Origin of the sequence: Thermomonas flagellata, assembly GCF_022419185.1 — a bacterium.
In the GTDB taxonomy this organism is placed as follows: domain Bacteria; phylum Pseudomonadota; class Gammaproteobacteria; order Xanthomonadales; family Xanthomonadaceae; genus Thermomonas; species Thermomonas flagellata.
The window spans coordinates 26,992-42,670 of sequence record NZ_JAJOZK010000009.1; the positions used below are offsets into that span (position 1 = coordinate 26,992).

Annotated in this window: 11 protein-coding genes; 8 read left to right on the forward strand and 3 right to left on the reverse strand. The window is 72.3% G+C overall.

Features of this window, described 5'->3' with window-relative positions; translation table 11 throughout:
* Positions 1 to 166 precede the first annotated feature (166 nt).
* Complete coding sequence (locus ML340_RS09365; RefSeq protein WP_240098987.1) at positions 167 to 2,185, reverse strand: NADPH-dependent 2,4-dienoyl-CoA reductase; 2,019 nt, start codon at positions 2,183 to 2,185, stop codon at positions 167 to 169.
* Between the two features lie 234 nt (positions 2,186 to 2,419).
* Between ML340_RS09365 and ML340_RS09370 the strand changes: the two genes are divergently transcribed.
* The 6 genes from ML340_RS09370 (at position 2,420) to glcF (ending at position 8,732) form a co-directional block, all read left to right on the forward strand.
* Positions 2,420 to 3,505 (forward strand): OmpA family protein, encoded by a 1,086-nt coding sequence (locus ML340_RS09370; protein WP_240098989.1) that lies wholly within the window; start codon positions 2,420 to 2,422, stop codon positions 3,503 to 3,505.
* Positions 3,506 to 3,652: 147 nt separating this feature from the next.
* A complete protein-coding gene (locus ML340_RS09375; protein ID WP_425608310.1) occupies positions 3,653 to 4,135 on the forward strand; it encodes a hypothetical protein in 483 nt (160 codons plus the stop codon).
* The gene (locus ML340_RS09380; RefSeq protein WP_240098991.1) at positions 4,048 to 4,905 is read left to right on the forward strand and encodes a pseudouridine synthase; all 858 of its coding nucleotides are present in this window, start codon (positions 4,048 to 4,050) and stop codon (positions 4,903 to 4,905) included. The genes ML340_RS09375 and ML340_RS09380 overlap by 88 nt, the downstream gene beginning before the upstream one ends.
* A 73-nt stretch (positions 4,906 to 4,978) precedes the next feature.
* A complete protein-coding gene (locus ML340_RS09385; RefSeq protein ID WP_240098993.1) occupies positions 4,979 to 6,430 on the forward strand; it encodes an FAD-linked oxidase C-terminal domain-containing protein in 1,452 nt (483 codons plus the stop codon).
* Between the two features lie 5 nt (positions 6,431 to 6,435).
* Positions 6,436 to 7,491 carry a glycolate oxidase subunit GlcE gene (glcE, locus tag ML340_RS09390; protein WP_240098995.1) on the forward strand — a complete coding sequence of 352 codons (1,056 nt, stop codon included), beginning with the start codon at positions 6,436 to 6,438 and terminating at the stop codon, positions 7,489 to 7,491.
* 2 nt (positions 7,492 to 7,493) lie between these two features.
* Positions 7,494 to 8,732, forward strand: coding sequence for a glycolate oxidase subunit GlcF (gene glcF / locus ML340_RS09395; RefSeq protein WP_240098997.1), 1,239 nt, complete (start codon positions 7,494 to 7,496; stop codon positions 8,730 to 8,732).
* 12 nt (positions 8,733 to 8,744) lie between these two features.
* Here glcF and kbl read toward each other — a convergent pair whose 3' ends face one another.
* Together kbl and tdh are read right to left on the reverse strand one after the other, a co-directional pair.
* The gene (gene kbl, locus ML340_RS09400; RefSeq protein ID WP_240098999.1) at positions 8,745 to 9,965 is read right to left on the reverse strand and encodes a glycine C-acetyltransferase; all 1,221 of its coding nucleotides are present in this window, start codon (positions 9,963 to 9,965) and stop codon (positions 8,745 to 8,747) included.
* A gap of 124 nt (positions 9,966 to 10,089) precedes the next feature.
* Positions 10,090 to 11,124: an L-threonine 3-dehydrogenase gene (tdh, locus tag ML340_RS09405; protein ID WP_240099001.1), complete on the reverse strand. Its 1,035-nt coding sequence runs from the start codon at positions 11,122 to 11,124 to the stop codon at positions 10,090 to 10,092.
* A gap of 137 nt (positions 11,125 to 11,261) precedes the next feature.
* On the opposite strand from tdh, the gene ML340_RS09410 reads away from it, so the two are divergent.
* Together ML340_RS09410 and ML340_RS09415 are read left to right on the forward strand one after the other, a co-directional pair.
* Positions 11,262 to 13,418: a S46 family peptidase gene (locus ML340_RS09410; RefSeq protein WP_240099003.1), complete on the forward strand. Its 2,157-nt coding sequence runs from the start codon at positions 11,262 to 11,264 to the stop codon at positions 13,416 to 13,418.
* A 145-nt stretch (positions 13,419 to 13,563) separates the two neighbouring features.
* Positions 13,564 to 15,657 carry a S46 family peptidase gene (locus tag ML340_RS09415; protein ID WP_240099152.1) on the forward strand — a complete coding sequence of 698 codons (2,094 nt, stop codon included), beginning with the start codon at positions 13,564 to 13,566 and terminating at the stop codon, positions 15,655 to 15,657.
* Positions 15,658 to 15,679 lie beyond the last annotated feature (22 nt).

A 15,679-nucleotide genomic window follows, 5' to 3' on the forward strand; every position in this document is an offset into this window, starting at 1 on the left:
CCTTTGCCCGGGCCACCGCGCCAGGCGGGAGTGGCGGTGGCCGGTGTCCTGCCGAACGCCAGACGCGGGCGGGGCAGGCCGGAAGTGCGCGCACCTTAGGGGCGCGATTTGGAACGAATGCTGAATGCAATCCGGCAAGCGCTTGATTTTCAAGGCGTGCGCTGGATCAGAGCGCGGCGCCCAGCCGGCTGCCTTCATCGATCGCGCGCTTGGCGTCCAGTTCGGTCGCGAGCCGGGCGCCGCCGATCAGGTGCACGCGCCGGCCCTGTACCTGCAGGGCATCGAACAGGTCGCGCCGCGGCTCCTGGCCGGCGCAGACCACCACGTGGTCCACCGCCAGCACCTGCTCGCTGCCCTCCATCCGGATGCGCAGCCCGGCCGCGTCCATCCCGAGGTACTCCACCCCGCCCAGCATCCGCACGCCCTTGGCCTTGAGCGTGGCGCGGTGGATCCAGCCGGTGGTCTTGCCCAGGCGGGCGCCGGGCTTGCCGGGCGAGCGCTGCAGCAGCCACAGCTGGCGCGCCGGCGGCGCCGGTTGCGCCGGCACCAGCCCGCCGGCCGCTTCGAAGGTCGGGTCCACGCCCCATTCGCGCATCCAGCGTGCCGGGTCCAGGCTGGGCGAGGGCCCGGCCTCGGCCAGGAACTCGGCCACGTCGAACCCGATCCCGCCGGCGCCGATGATGGCGGCGCGGGCACCGACCGTGACCCGGCCTTCCAGCACGTCGAGGTAGCCGACCACGCGCGGATCGTCCGCACCGGGGAATGCCACCCGGCGCGGCGTCACCCCGGTGGCGACCACGACTTCATCGAACCCCGCCAGATCCGCCGCCGCCACCCGCGTGCCCAGCCGCCGCTCCACCCCGGCGTCCGCCAGGCGGTGGTCGAAGTAGCGCAGGGTCTCGTGGAACTCCTCCTTGCCGGGGATGCGCTTGGCCAGGTTGAACTGGCCGCCGATGGCCGTCGCCGCGTCGAACAGCACCACCCGGTGCCCGCGCTCGGCGGCGACGCTGGCGCAGGCGAGGCCGGCGGGCCCGGCGCCGACCACCGCAACGGTCTTGGGCGTGGGGGTCGGGCGGTAATTCAGCTCGGTCTCGGCACCGGCGCGCGGGTTCACCAGGCAACTGGCGCGCTGGTAGGCGAACACGTGGTCGAGGCAGGCCTGGTTGCAGGCGATGCAGGTGTTGATCGCATGCGCGCGGCCACTGCGCGCTTTTTCCACCCATTGCGGGTCGGCCAGCAGCGGGCGCGCCATCGACACCAGGTCGGCATGGCCCTGCGCCAGCACGTGCTCGGCCACGTCCGGCATGTTGATGCGGTTGGTCGCCACCAGCGGCAGCGCCACGTGCGGCTTCAGCTTGGCGGTGACCGCGGTGAACGCGGCGCGCGGCACCGAGGTGGCGATGGTGGGGATGCGCGCCTCGTGCCAGCCGATGCCGGTGTTGATGATCGTCGCGCCGGCGGCCTCGACCGCCCGCGCCTGGGCCACGATGTCGTCCCAAGCGTTCCCGTCTTCCACCAGGTCCAGCAGCGACAGGCGGTAGATCAGGATGAAGTCCGGGCCGCAGGCCTCGCGCACTCGGCGCACGGTCTCCACCGCGAAGCGCATCCGCCGCTGCGCATCCCCGCCCCAGGCGTCGCGGCGGTGGTTCGTGCGCGGGGCGGTGAACTCGTTCAGCAGGTAGCCTTCCGAGCCCATGATCTCCACCCCGTCGTAGCCGGCCTCGCGCGCGCGCGCGGCGGCACTGGCGAAGTCGCGCAGGGTGCGTTCGATGCCGCGCGGGCTGAGCGCGCGCGGGGTGAACGGATTGATCGGCGCCTTCAGCGCGCTCGGCGCCACCGACAGCGGGTGGTAGGCGTAGCGCCCGGCGTGCAGCAGCTGCAGGCAGATCTTGGCGCCGTGCGCGTGCACTGCGGCGGTCACCTGGCGGTGCCGGGGCACGTGCCAGGGCAGGCTCATGCGCCCGGCGAAGGGCTTGAGCCAGCCGCGCAGGTTGGGCGCGAAGCCGCCAGTCACCATCAGCCCGACCCCGCCGGCCGCGCGCTCGGCGAAGTAGGCCGCCAGCTTCCGGAAGTCGCGGGCATGGTCTTCCAGCCCGGTATGCATCGAGCCCATCAGGACCCGGTTGCGCAGGGTGGTGAAGCCGAGGTCGAGCGGCGCCAGCAGATGCGGGTAGGGCGTGTCCATGGCACCAGCATACCCGTCCGTATGGATGGGTGCGGGGCTGCGGGTCCCGCACTGTCCGGATCGGGCCGGGCGCTTGCGCGCGGAGCGTGTTTTGCAAGCCTTGGGGCGTTATGCTAGCGTTAACACGGCTTTCACGGCTCCCGCCCTACCGTGATCGGGATGTCGGGGGCGAGCCGTCTGCATCGCATCACTGTTGGCCTCACCGGTTTCTTTAAAACGATCAAGGAGCTGCACATGAAGAAGAAACTCCTCTGCGCTGCCCTGCTGGGCGGTCTGGCGCTGGCCCAGGCGGCGTCCGCTCAGAGCTGGGATGACCGCTGGTACGTGTCCGGCTCGACCGGCGTGAACTTCCAGGACAAGGACCGCCACACCGAAGACACGATTTTCGGGACCCTGGGCTTTGGCAAGTTCCTCAGCCCGCACTTCTCGCTCGATGCCGAGGTCAACTACCAGAACCCGGACAAGAAGGTCAATCCGAATCTGTGGTGGAGCCAGTACGGCGTGTCGCTGGATGGCCGCTACCACTTCCGCAACCCGGATTCCAAGTGGTGGCCCTATCTGCGCGGCGGCCTGGGCTGGCAGCGCCATGAGGAGGAGTACAATGCCTTCCCGAACCCGAATTCCCCGGGCCAGCGCGAAGGCTCCAACCTCGCGGTCAACCTCGGCGCCGGCCTGCAGTTCGATTTTGGCCGCGTCAATATGCGTACCGAGGTCGGCGGCCGGGTGGACTTCGACGACAAGTCCTGTTGCTCGCGCGCCAACCAGTTCACCGACCTGCTGGCCTCGGTCGGCCTGACCGTGGCCCTGGGTCCGGAGCCGGTCGCGCCGGTGGCCCCGGCCCCGGCGCCGGCCCCGGCGGCCCCGAGCTGCGCGGATCTGGATGACGACGGCGACGGTGTCAACAACTGCAACGACAAGTGCCCGAACTCGCAGCCCGGCCAGACCATCGGTCCGGACGGCTGCCCGGTGCCGGTCTCGATCGACCTGAAGGGCGTCAACTTCGACTTCGACAAGGCCACCCTGCGTCCGGATGCGATCGCCATCCTGAACGAGGCGGTCGAGATCCTGAAGCGCTATCCGGAGCTGAAGGTCGAAGTGGCGGGCAACACCGACCAGTGCGGTACCGCCGCCTACAACCAGAAGCTCTCCGAGCGCCGCGCCAAGGTGGTGTACGACTACCTGGTCAAGAACGGCATCGACAGCAGCCGTCTGGCCGGCCCGATCGGCTACGGTTTCAGCCGCCCGCTGGAGGACAAGGGTCACAAGTACCCGCAGTGCCGCAGCGAGATCAACCGCCGCACCGAGCTGAACTCGCAGTAAGCCCGGCGCCTGCCCTGCAGGCCCATCGCGGAGCCCGGCCTTGGCCGGGCTCCGTTTTTTCGAGGCATGCGCATTACCGAAAAACCCGATTGCAGCACGCGATCCAGAGCCACTAGACTGACCCCGCCGTCGAGAGCCGCCATGCCGATGCCGTCGCGTCGTTTCCCTTGGATCTTGTCCTGCCTGTTGCCACTGGCCATGCCGGCGCAGGCGCAGGTGTGCACGGCCGAGGTGTTGGCCGCGCTGCCGGTGCGCACCGGCGTACTCAACCCGGTCGCGATCGAACTGGACAACGGCGGCAGCCAGCTCGGGGTCTCCAGCGGAGTGCTGGGGCAGGCGCTGGACGAGGCGCTGTCGGTCGACAATGTGCTGCTGCGGATCCGGCAGGACGGCTGCCGTGCGTTGGCCAAGGCGCGTCCCGCGGCGCTGCCGGATCCGAACGATCCGGCGGCCTATAAGCCCAAGACCCAGTTCGACAACACGCCGTGGCGGTTCAACATGACCCAGAACGGCAAGCGCATGACTGCCGACGAGTTCGACGCATGGATGAAGGCCAAGGGCGTGCGCGTGGTCGGGCGCAAGGACCCGACGCCGGCCGAGGTGCCGGCCGCGGACGCCCCCAAGCCCTGACCGCGGCGACACCGGCGCGTGGCCATGAGCGCCGGGTGGGGCTGGCGCGGGCATTGTCCAAACACGGCATCGCCTCGCGCACGCAGGCGGCGGCGTGGATTCGCGCCGGGCGGGTGGAGGTCGACGGTCGCTGCGTGCGCGATCCGGAGCACCCGACGACCGCCGGCAGCCGCATCCGCATGGATGGCCAGCCTCTCGAGGCGCTGCAGCCGCCGCGCCGTTACCTGATGCTCAACAAGCCGCGCGGCCTGGTGACCACGGCCTGCGACGAGCGCGGCCGCGACACGGTCTATCGCTGCTTCGACGGCGCCGGGCTCGGCTGGATCGCCCCGGTCGGTCGCCTGGACAAGGCCAGCGAAGGGCTGCTGCTGTTCAGCAACGACCCGCAGTGGGCGGCGCGGATCACCGATCCGGCGACCGGGCCGCACAAGATCTACCACGTGCAGGTGGACGGCATTCCGGACGCGGGCGTGCTCGCCGCGATGCGCGCCGGGGTGGACGTCGCGGGCGAGCCTCTGGCGGTGGTCGCGGTGCGCGTCCTGCGTACCGGCACCAAGCAGGCGTGGCTGGAAATCGTGCTCGACGAGGGCCGTAACCGCCACCTGCGGCGCCTGCTGCAGGCCTGCGGGTTCGCGGTGCGGCGCCTGCTACGGGTGGCGATCGGGCCCTTGCCGCTGGGCACGCTGCAGAAGGGCCGCTGGCGCGCGCTCACCCCGCAGGAGGTGGCCGCGCTGGCCGGTGGGCACTGGCCAGCGGGGAATCCGGGCTGAGCGCACGCCGCCGGCTTGCCGCCGGTGGCCGGTGCTGGGCACACTCGACGGGCCTCCCGCCCGCACCCGCCCCGTGCCCGACGCCGCCTTCCTCGCCCGCCTACGGGCCCTGCTGCCCGCCGATGCGGTGCTGACGGCGCGCGCGGACTGCATCGCCTACGAATGCGACGGCCTGCCGATGCACCGCCAGGTGCCGGACGTGGTGGTGCTGCCACGTAGCGAGGCGGAGGTCGCCGCGGTGCTGCGCATGTGCCACGCGGCGGGCGTGCCGGTGGTGACCCGCGGCGCCGGCACGGGTCTGTCCGGCGGGGCGCTGCCGGTGGCCGGCGCGGTGCTGCTGGTGCTGGCGCGGATGGACCGCCTCCTGCACCTCGACCCGCAGGCACGGGTGGCGGTGGTCGAGCCCGGCGTGCGCAACCTGGCGGTCTCCGAGGCCGCAGCCGCGCACGGGCTGTATTACGCACCGGACCCCTCCTCGCAGATCGCCTGCTCGATCGGCGGCAACGTCGCCGAAAACGCCGGCGGCGTGCACTGCCTGAAGTACGGGCTGACCGTGCACAACCTGCTTGGCCTGCGCGCGCTGACCTGCGCGGGCGAGCTGCTGGAGCTCGGCGGGCTGGCGCCGGACGCGCCCGGCTACGACCTGCGGGCGCTGCTGACCGGATCCGAGGGCATGCTCGCGGTGGTGACCCAGGCCAGCCTGCGCCTGCTGCCGCGCCCGGCCTGCACCGCGGTGCTGCTGGCGGCGTTCGATGCGGTCGCCGCGGCCGGCGCGGCGGTCGGCGAGATCATCGCCGCCGGGATCGTGCCGGCGGGACTGGAGATGATGGACCGGTTGGCGATCGCCGCCGCCGAGGCCTATGTCGGGGCCGGCTATCCGCAGGCCGAGGCGCTGCTCTTGGTCGAACTGGACGGGGTCGAGGAGGAGGTCGAGGCCGCGGTCGCGCAGGTGCTGGCGGTGCTGGCCCGCTGCGGCGCACGTGACTGCCGCCGCGCGCGCGATGCGGACGAACGCGCGCGGTTCTGGGCCGGGCGCAAGGCGGCGTTCCCCGCGGTCGGGCGGCTGTCCCCGGACTACTACTGCATGGACGGCAGCATCCCGCGCGCGCAGCTGCCGCGGGTGCTGGAGGGCATCGCCGCGCTGGCGCAGGCGCATGGCCTACGAGTGGCCAACGTGTTCCACGCCGGCGACGGCAACCTGCATCCCTTGATCCTGTACGACGCCAGCGTGCCCGGGCAGTTGCGCCAGGCGGAGGCGCTGGGCGCGCGCATCCTCGAGCTGTGCATCGCCGCCGGCGGCAGCATCACCGGCGAGCATGGGGTCGGGGTCGAGAAGCTGGACCAGATGTGCGTGCAGTTCGACGCCGCCGAGCTGGAATGCTTCCATGCGATCAAGGCCGCGTTCGACCCGCGCGGCCTGCTCAACCCGGGCAAGGCGGTGCCGACCCTGCGCCGCTGCGCCGAGGGCGGGCGCATGCACGTACACGCCGGCAGCCTGCCGCATCCGCACCTGCCGAGGTTCTGAAGGGCATGGACGACGCGCTGCTGCCCCTGCTCGAGCGCATCCGCGCGGCGCACGCGGCTGGCCGGCCGCTGGCGATCCGCGGGCACGGCAGCAAGGCGTTCTACGGCAACCCGGTTGCGGGCGAGGTGCTGGATGTGTCCGCCCTGGCCGGGATCGTGGATTACCAGCCGCGCGAGTTGGTCATCACCGCGCGCGCCGGCACCGCGCTGGCCGAACTCGAGGCCGCGCTGGCCGCGCATGGGCAGATGCTGGCGTTCGAACCGCCGCGCTTCGATGGCCGCGGCACCCTCGGCGGCACGCTCGCCTGCGGCCTTGGCGGGCCGCGCCGGGCCTATGCCGGCGGCGTGCGCGACGCGGTGCTCGGGGTGCGCATCGTGGACGGACGCGGGCAGCCGCTGCGGTTCGGCGGGCAGGTGATCAAGAACGTCGCCGGCTATGACGTGGCGCGGCTGATGGTCGGCGCGCTCGGCACCCTGGGCCTGATCACCGAGGCCACGCTCAAGGTGCTGCCGCGCCCGGTCTGCGAGCAGACCCGCGTGTTCGCCTGCAGCGAGGCCGAGGCGATCGCGCGCATGCACGCCTGGGCGGCGCAGCCGCTGCCGATGTCGGCCAGCGCCTGGCACGACGGCCGGCTGTGGCTGCGCCTGTCCGGGGCGGAGCCGGCGGTGCGCGCGGCGGCGGCGCGCCTGGGCGGGGAGGCCTGTACCGATGGCGCGGCGTTTTGGGACGGCCTGCGCGACCACGCCCTGCCGCTGTTCGCGGCGCGCCCGCTGTGGCGGCTGGCGGTGGCCAGCACCGCGCCGCCGCTGGGGCTGCCCGGCCAGACGCTGGTCGAGGCCGGCGGCGGCGTGCGCTGGTCGGATGCCGATCTGCCGCCGGCGCAGCTGCGCGCGCTCGCGCGCGCCCACGGCGGGCATGCCACCCTGTTCCGCGGCCCGCCGCTGGCGGACGGCAACTTCCCGCCGCCGTCGCCGGTGGTGGCGGCGCTGCAGCGCCGGCTGCGCGCGCAGTTCGATCCGCGCGCGGTCTTCAACCGCGGCCGCCTGTTCCCGGAGGGTTGACGATGCAGACCACCCTGGCACCGCGCCACCAGGGCACGCCGGAGGGCGAGCAGGCCGCCGCCGCGCTGCGCGCCTGCGTGCACTGCGGGTTCTGCCTGGCGACCTGCCCGACCTACCGCGAACTCGGCGACGAGCGCGACTCCCCGCGCGGCCGGATCTACCTGATGAAGCAGGTGTTCGAAGGCGAGGCGAGCGGCGAACCGCTGCGCCGCCACCTCGACCGCTGCCTGACCTGCCGCGCCTGCGAGACCGCCTGTCCCTCCGGGGTCGCCTACGGCCGCCTGCTGGACGCCGGGCGCGCGGTGCTCGCGCGCGAGGCGCCGCGCCCGGCCGGGCGGCGGCTGGGCCGGCAGGCCCTGAGGCTTGCACTGACGACGCGCCCATTGTTCGCCACGGGGCTCGCCCTCGCGCGCAGGCTGCGGCCGCTGCTGCCGGCCGCGTGGCGGGCGCGGGTGCCGCCGGCGCAGACGGTCGGCGCCTGGCCGCCGCCGCGGCATGCGCGGCGGATGGTGGTGCTGCGCGGCTGCGTGCAGCCGGCGCTGGACCCGGGAATCGATGCCGCCGCCGCGCGCGTGCTGGACGCACTGGGGATTTCGCTGCTGGCGGTCGACGCCGGTTGCTGCGGCGCGCTGGCCCACCACCTCGACCAGCACGACGCCGCTGTGGCGGCGATGCAGCGCAGCGTGCGGGCCGCGGCCGCGGCGCTGGACGCCGGCGCCGAGGCGGTGGTCAGCACTGCCTCCGGCTGCGGGGTGATGCTCAAGGACCTGGGCTGGCAACTGCGGGCGGACCCGGCGCTGGCGGCGGAGGCGGCGCGGGTGTCCGCGCGGGTGCGCGACATCGGCGAAGTGGTGTTGGCCGACGCGGCCGCCCTGCGCGCGCGGGTCGCGCCTGGCGCGGTGCGCACGCGCGTCGCGTGGCAGGCACCGTGCACCCTGCAGCACGGACAACGCCGCGCCGACGGCATCGGCGACCTGCTGGCGGCGCTGGGCTACGAGCTGTCGCCGGCCGCCGAGGCCGCGCTGTGCTGCGGCTCGGCCGGGACCTACTCGCTGCTGCAGCCGGCGCTGGCCGGTGCGCTGCGGACGCGCAAGCTGGCCGCGCTGCTGGCCGGCCGGCCGCAGCTGATCGCGACCGCCAACATCGGCTGCCAGACCCACCTGCAGGCCGGCACCGCGCTGCCGGTGCGGCACTGGATCGTGCTGGTGGACGCCGCCCTGCGCGGCGTCCCGCCGGCGTGAGCGCGGCGGCCGTCAGCCGGCCAGCACGCCCAGTTCGCGCCCAATCCGGGTGAAGGCGTCGATCGCGCGGTCCAGGTGCGCGCGGGTGTGTGCCGCGCTCATCTGGGTGCGGATGCGCGCCTGGCCCTTGGGCACCACCGGGAAGAAGAAGCCGACCGCGTAGATGCCTTCCTCCAGCAGGCGCTCCGCGAAGCGCTGCGCCAGCGGGGCGTCGTACAGCATCACCGGCACGATCGGGTGCTCGCCGGGCTTGAGGTCGAAGCCGGCGGCGGCCATGCGCTGCCGGAAGTAGGCGGTGTTCTCGCGCAGGCGCTCGCGCAGCTCGCCCGCGGACGCGAGCATCTGGAAGGCCTTGATCCCGGCGGCGACCACGTGCGGCGGCAGCGAGTTCGAGAACAGGTAGGGACGCGAGCGCTGGCGCAGCAGTTCGATCACCTCGCGTTTGCCGGTGGTGAAGCCGCCCAGCGCGCCGCCCATGGCCTTGCCCAGGGTGCCGGTGAAGATGTCGATCCTGTCCAGCACGCCTTTCACTTCTGCGCTGCCGCGGCCGGTGGCGCCCAGGAAACCGGTGGCGTGGCATTCGTCGATGTGCACCAGGGCCTCGTACTTCACGGCCAGCGCGGTGATCTCATCCAGCGGCGCGATGAAGCCGTCCATCGAGAACACGCCGTCGGTGGTGATCAGGATCGTGCGCGCGCCATCGGCGCGGGCCTGTTGCAGCTGCGCCTCGAGGTCGGCCATGTCGCAGTTGGCGTAGCGGTAGCGGCGGGCTTTGCACAGGCGCACGCCGTCGATGATCGAGGCGTGGTTGAGCGCATCGCTGATGATCGCGTCGTGCTCGTCCAGCAGCGGTTCGAACAGGCCGCCGTTGGCGTCGAAGCAGGCGGCGTAGAGGATGGTGTCCTCGGTGCCGAAGAAGTCGGCGATGGTCCGTTCCAGCTGCTTGTGCAGGTCCTGGGTGCCGCAGATGAAGCGCACGCTGGCCATGCCGAAGCCGTGGGTGTCGAGCGCCTGCTTGGCCGCGGCGATGATGTCCGGGTGGTCGGCCAGCCCGAGGTAGTTGTTGGCGCAGAAGTTCAGCACCGTGCGTCCGTCGGCGAGGGCGATCTCGGCCGACTGCGGGCTGGTGATGATGCGCTCGGACTTGAACAGGCCGGCGGCGCGGATCTCCTCGAGGGTCTCGGCGTAACGTTGGGTCAGGGACATGGGGATACCGTGGGGTTGCGTGTGCATGGGGCGGTCGCGGCTGGCGCTGCCCGACACGCCATCAAGGCGTCCATGCAGGTCCTTGTGCGGCCTCCATGCCGCCGCGGGTCGCGCACGGACAGCCGCAGCCGCCCATGCGCGGCCCGTTGCATCAGGTCCAGTTCAAGACGACCTTGCCGGACTTGCCCGATTCCATCAGCTCGAAGCCGCGCTGGAACTCGTCCACCGGCAGCTGGTGGCTGAGCACCTTGTGCAGCGGGAAGCCGGTCAGGACCAGCTGGGTCATCTTGTACCAGGTCTCGTACATGCGCCGGCCGTAGATGCCGTGCAGGGTCAGGCCCTTGAAGATCACCCGGTCCCAGTCGATCCCGGCACCCTTGGGCAGGATCCCGAGCAGCGCGATCTTGCCGCCGTGGTACATGCAGTCGAGCATGTCGTTGAAGGCGCGCGGGTTGCCGCTCATCTCCAGGCCGACGTCGAAGCCCTCCAGGTGCAGGTCGGCCATCACGTCCTTGAGCGACTGGTTGGCGACGTTCACCACCCGGGTCGCGCCCATGTCGGCGGCCAGCTTGAGGCGGAAGTCGTTGACGTCGGTGACCACCACGTTGCGCGCGCCGATCCACTTGCAGATGCCGGCGGCCATCACCCCGATCGGGCCGGCGCCGGTGATCAGCACGTCCTCGCCGACCACGTCGAACTCCAGCGCGCAGTGCGCGGCGTTGCCGAACGGGTCGAAGAACGCGGCCAGCTCGGACGGGATCTGGTCCGGGATCGGCCACAGGTTGCTGGCCGGCATCACGATGTACTCCGCGAACGCGCCGTCGCGGTTGACGCCGATGCCGACCGTGTTCGGGCACAGGTGCTGGCGCCCGGCGCGGCAGTTGCGGCAGTGCCCGCAGACGATGTGGCCCTCGGCGCTGACGCGCTGGCCGGGCGCGTAGCCGCTGACGCCGGGGCCGACCTCGGCGATCCGGCCGACGAACTCGTGGCCGATCACCAGCCCGGGACGGATGGTGCGCTGCGCCCACTCGTCCCACTGGTAGATGTGCAGGTCGGTGCCGCAGATCGCGGTCTTCTCCAGCCGGATCAGCACCTCGTTGGGGCCCGGGCTGGGCACCGGCACCTGCTCCATCCAGATGCCCTTGGCCGGGTCGCGCTTGACCAGCGCACGCATGGTCCGGGTCATGCCGGTGCCTCGCAGGGGAACGGGGCGTGCATTCTAGCGCCGGCCGCCGCGGCCCCGGGCATGACCGCGGTCATGGGCGGCGCGGGCAGGTGGCGTGCTCTAATCGGGCGTTGCCCGTCCTTGCCTCCCGGTCCACCATGCGCCCACGCCTGCTCGCTGCCACCCTTGCCGCCGCCATGACGGTCGCCGCCAGCCTCGCCCATGCCGACGAAGGCATGTGGATGCCGCGCCAGCTGCCGCAGATCGCCGGCGCGCTGCGCGCGGCGGGCTTCGCCGGGGATCCGGCCGCGCTCGCCGACGTCACCGCCGACCCGCTGGCCGCGGTGGTCTCGCTCGGCGGCTGCACCGCCAGCTTCGTCTCCCCGCAGGGGCTGATCGTCACCAACCACCACTGCGCGATGGGCGCGATCCAGCTCAACTCCACACCCGAAAAGAATCTGATCCGGGACGGTTTCATCGCCGCCACGATCGCCGACGAGGTCTCCGCCGGGCCCGCCGCGCGCGCGTTCGTGACCGTCGGCTTCGACGACGTCACCGCGCGCGTGCTGGAGGCCGCGCGCGGCAAGACCGGGCGCGCCTACTACGAGGCGGTGGAGGCCGCGCGCAAGGCGATCGTGGCCGAATGCGAGCGCGAGCCGGGGATGCGCTGCAGCGTCGCCGACATGTACTACGGGCTGCAGTTCTTCCGCATCCGCCAGCTCGAGCTGAAGGACATCCGGCTGGTGTACGCGCCGCCGGAGTCCATCGGCAACTACGGCGACGAGATCGACAACTTCATGTGGCCGCGCCACAGCGGCGACTTCGCCTTCTACCGCGCCTACGTCGGCCAGGACGGCAAGCCGGCCGCCTACAGCCGGGACAACGTGCCGTACCGGCCGCCGGCGGTGCTGCCGGTCTCCACCGCACCGCTGCAGGCCGGGCAGTTCGTGATGGTCGCCGGCTACCCCGGGGTGACCTTCCGCCTGCGCACCGCGATGGAGTTCGCCAACCAGGTCGGCTGGGTGCTGCCGAACCGGGTGGCGATGGCCGAGGGGCTGATCCGCACCATCGAGCAGGCCACCGCCGGGGACCCGCGCCGGCAGGTGCTGTATGCCTCCAGCGTGGCCTCGCTCAAGAACACGCTCAAGCGCGCCCAGGGTGAACTGGAGGGCCTGCGCCGCAGCGACGCGGTGGCGCTGCGGCGCGCCGACGAGGACGCGATGCTGGCCTGGCTCGCGCGCCAGCCGGGCAGTACCGCCCAGCGCCGCGACATCCAGGCGGTCATGGCGCAGCTGGCGGCCGGGCAGGCCCAGCAGCAGCGCGACAGCGTGCTCGGCTACTTGCGCACCGGGCTGCTGGGCGCGGCGATCACCCTGCAGCGGCTGGCGCACGAGCGCGCCAAGCCGGACGCCCAGCGCGAGGCCGGCTACCAGCAGCGCGACGAAGCCCTGATCGAGGCCAACCTGAAGCAGCTCTCGCGCCGCTACGATCCGGAGGTGGAGCAGGCCATCCTGGGCTTCGTACTGGCGCGCTACTACGCGCTGCCGGCCGACCAGCGGGTGCCGGAGGTGGAGGCCGTGTTCGGCGGCGACCTCGCGCAGGCGACCGACCTGCTGCGCGCGATGTACGCCGCCACCCGCTTCGGCGACGAGGCCACCCGGCTGGCGGCGATGCGCCAGGACGCCGCCGCGCTGGCCGCCTCCGACGATCCGCTGCTGAAGGCGGCGGCGCGGCTGCAGCCGGCCTGGCTGCGCCTGGAGGACGCCGCCAAGCAGCGCGAGGGCGAACTGCTGCGCCTGCGCCCGGCCTACATGCGCGCGCTGATCGCCTACCGCCAGACCCAGGGCCGCGCGGTGTACCCGGACGCGAACGGCACCCTGCGCGTCAGCTACGGCCACATCGCGCCGCTCGCGCCGCGCGATGGGGTGGAGTACCGCCCGTTCACCACGGTTGCCGGCATCCTCGAGAAGCACACCGGGCAGGCCCCGTTCGACGCCCCGGCGCCGCTGCGCGAGGCGATCGCCAAGGGCGACTTCGGCAGCACCGCCGACCCGCTGCTCAAGACCCAGACCGTGGACTTCCTGAGCAACCTCGACACCACCGGCGGCAATTCCGGCTCGCCGGTGCTGGACGCGCACGGGCGCCTGGTCGGGCTGAACTTCGACAGCAACTGGGAGGCGGTCAGCGCCAGCTGGATGTACGACCCGCGCTACAAGCGCGCGATCCACGTCGACATGCGCTACCTGCGCTGGATCCTGGCCAAGGTCTACCCGGCCCCGGCGCTGCTGCGCGAGATGGGCCTGCCGCCCGAATGAGCCGCGGCGGCCCTGCCGCCGCACCCGATTCCATTTCCAACACATCGCAAGGGACGAGACGATGCGCAAGACGACACTCGCCGCGGGACTGGCCGCGGCCCTGTTCGCGATCGGTGCCGGCCGGCCGGCCGCCGCAGTCGAGGGCATGTGGGTACCGCAGCAGCTGCCGGAGATCGCGCCAGCGCTGAAGAAGGCCGGGCTCAAGCTGGATCCGAAGCAACTGGCCGACCTGACCGGCGATCCGATGGGCGCGGTGGTCTCGCTCGGCGGCTGCACCGCCAGCTTCGTCTCGCCGAACGGGCTGGTCGCGACCAACCACCACTGCGCCTACGGCGCGATCCAGCTCAACTCCACCCCGGAGAAGAACCTGATCCGCGACGGCTTCAACGCGATGACCGACGCCGAGGAGCTCTCCGCCGGCCCCGGCGCGCGCATCTACGTGCTGGAGGCGATCACCGACGTCACCGCCCAGGTCAAGGACGCGATCGCCGGCGCGCGCGACCCGCTGGCGCGCACCCAGGCGGTGGACGACCTCGAGAAGCGCCTGGTCGCCCAGTGCGAGCAGGAGCCGGGCTACCGCTGCCGGCTCTACAGCTTCATGGGCGGCAACACCTGGCGCCTGTTCAAGAACCTGGAGATCCGCGACGTGCGGCTGGTGTACGCGCCGCCCGGATCGGTCGGCAACTACGGCGGCGAGATCGACAACTGGATGTGGCCGCGCCACACCGGCGACTTCGCGTTCTACCGCGCCTACGTCGGCAAGGACGGCAAGCCGGCCGCCTACAGCAAGGACAACGTGCCCTACCGGCCGAAGCATTGGCTGAAGATCGCGCGCACCCCGCTGCACGCCGGCGACTTCGTGATGGTCGCCGGCTACCCCGGCCGCACCGACCGCTACGCGCTGGCCGCCGAGTTCGACTTCACCGCGGACTGGCTGTACCCGACGGTCAGCCGCCGCTACAAGGAGCTGGCGGCGATGGTGCACGCCGCCGGCGAGAAGGACCCGGAGATCGCGGTCAAGTACGCGGCGACCGTGAAGGGCTGGGAGAACACCCTGAAGAACTACGACGGCCAGCTGGAAGGCTTCAAGCGCATGGGCGCCGGCCGCATCAAGCACGAGCGCGAGCAGGCGGTGCTGGACTGGCTGCGCGCGCAGGGCGGCAAGGGCAAGCCGGCGCTGGAGGCGCACGCGCGCCTGCAAGCGCTGCTGCAGCAGGCCAACGCCACCCGCAACCGCGACATGATCGTCGCCAACGCCGGCGGCGCGCTCGGCAACACCGCGCTGACCCTGTACCGGCTGGCGGTCGAGCGCGCCAAGCCGGACGCCGCGCGCGAGCAGGGCTACCAGGACCGCGACCTGCCCGGGATCGAGGGCAGCCTGAAGCAGATGGACCGCCGCTACGTGCCGGCCATGGACCAGCAGCTGCAGCGCTACTGGCTGATGCAGTACATCGCGCTGCCGGCCGACCAGCGCCTGCCGGCGCTGGATGCCTGGCTGGGCGGCAACGACGCGGCCGCGGTGGACGCTGCGATCCGCCGCCTGAACGCCAGCAAGCTCGGCAGCCAGGACGCGCGCCTGTCCTGGTTCAAGGCCGACCGCGCCGCGTTCGAGGCCAGCGACGACCCGGCGATCCGCTTCGCGGTCGCGCTGCTGCCGGCGACCCTGGCGCTGGAGGAGCAGCGCAAGCGCCTGGCCGGCGAGCTGGTCGTGCCGCGCATGACCTACCTGCAGGCGGTGGCGGACTACAACCGGGCGCACGGGCGCGCGGTCTATCCGGACGCCAATTCCTCGCTGCGGATCACCTTCGGCCACGTGATGGGCTACACCAAGCCCGGGCACAGCAAGCCCGAGCCCGCGTTCACCACCCTGCCGGAGGTCGCCGCCAAGGCCACCGGCCAGGAGCCGTTCGACGCTCCGCCCGCACTGCTGGACGCCATCCGTGACAAGCGCTACGGCGGGCTGGCGGACAAGGCGCTGGGGACGGTCCCGGTCAACTTCCTGTCCGACCTCGACATCACCGGCGGCAACTCCGGCTCGCCGGTGCTGGATGCCGAAGGACACCTCGTCGGGCTGGCGTTCGATGGCAACTGGGAGTCGGTGGCCAGCAACTGGGTGTTCGACCCGAGCGTGACCCGCATGATCGCAGTCGACCAGCGCTACATGCGCTGGGTGATGCTGGAGGTGATGCCGGCGCCGCGCCTGCTGTGGGAGATGGGCGTGCCGGCGCGCGACGACTGATCCTCGCCGCCGCGGGCAGGCG

Bases quoted from the DNA above. Each gene is read 5' to 3' on its own strand.
- tdh (WP_240099001.1), bottom strand. From the start codon at position 11,124: ATGACCCGGACCATGCGTGCGCTGGTCAAGCGCGACCCGGCCAAGGGC.
- glcF (WP_240098997.1), top strand. From the start codon at position 7,494: ATGCAGACCACCCTGGCACCGCGCCACCAGGGCACGCCGGAGGGCGAG.
- kbl (WP_240098999.1), bottom strand. From the start codon at position 9,965: ATGCACACGCAACCCCACGGTATCCCCATGTCCCTGACCCAACGTTAC.
- ML340_RS09380 (WP_240098991.1), top strand. From the start codon at position 4,048: ATGGATGAAGGCCAAGGGCGTGCGCGTGGTCGGGCGCAAGGACCCGAC.
- ML340_RS09365 (WP_240098987.1), bottom strand. From the start codon at position 2,185: ATGGACACGCCCTACCCGCATCTGCTGGCGCCGCTCGACCTCGGCTTC.
- ML340_RS09370 (WP_240098989.1), top strand. From the start codon at position 2,420: ATGAAGAAGAAACTCCTCTGCGCTGCCCTGCTGGGCGGTCTGGCGCTG.
- ML340_RS09375 (WP_425608310.1), top strand. From the start codon at position 3,653: ATGCCGTCGCGTCGTTTCCCTTGGATCTTGTCCTGCCTGTTGCCACTG.
- ML340_RS09410 (WP_240099003.1), top strand. From the start codon at position 11,262: ATGCGCCCACGCCTGCTCGCTGCCACCCTTGCCGCCGCCATGACGGTC.
- ML340_RS09415 (WP_240099152.1), top strand. From the start codon at position 13,564: ATGTGGGTACCGCAGCAGCTGCCGGAGATCGCGCCAGCGCTGAAGAAG.
- glcE (WP_240098995.1), top strand. From the start codon at position 6,436: ATGGACGACGCGCTGCTGCCCCTGCTCGAGCGCATCCGCGCGGCGCAC.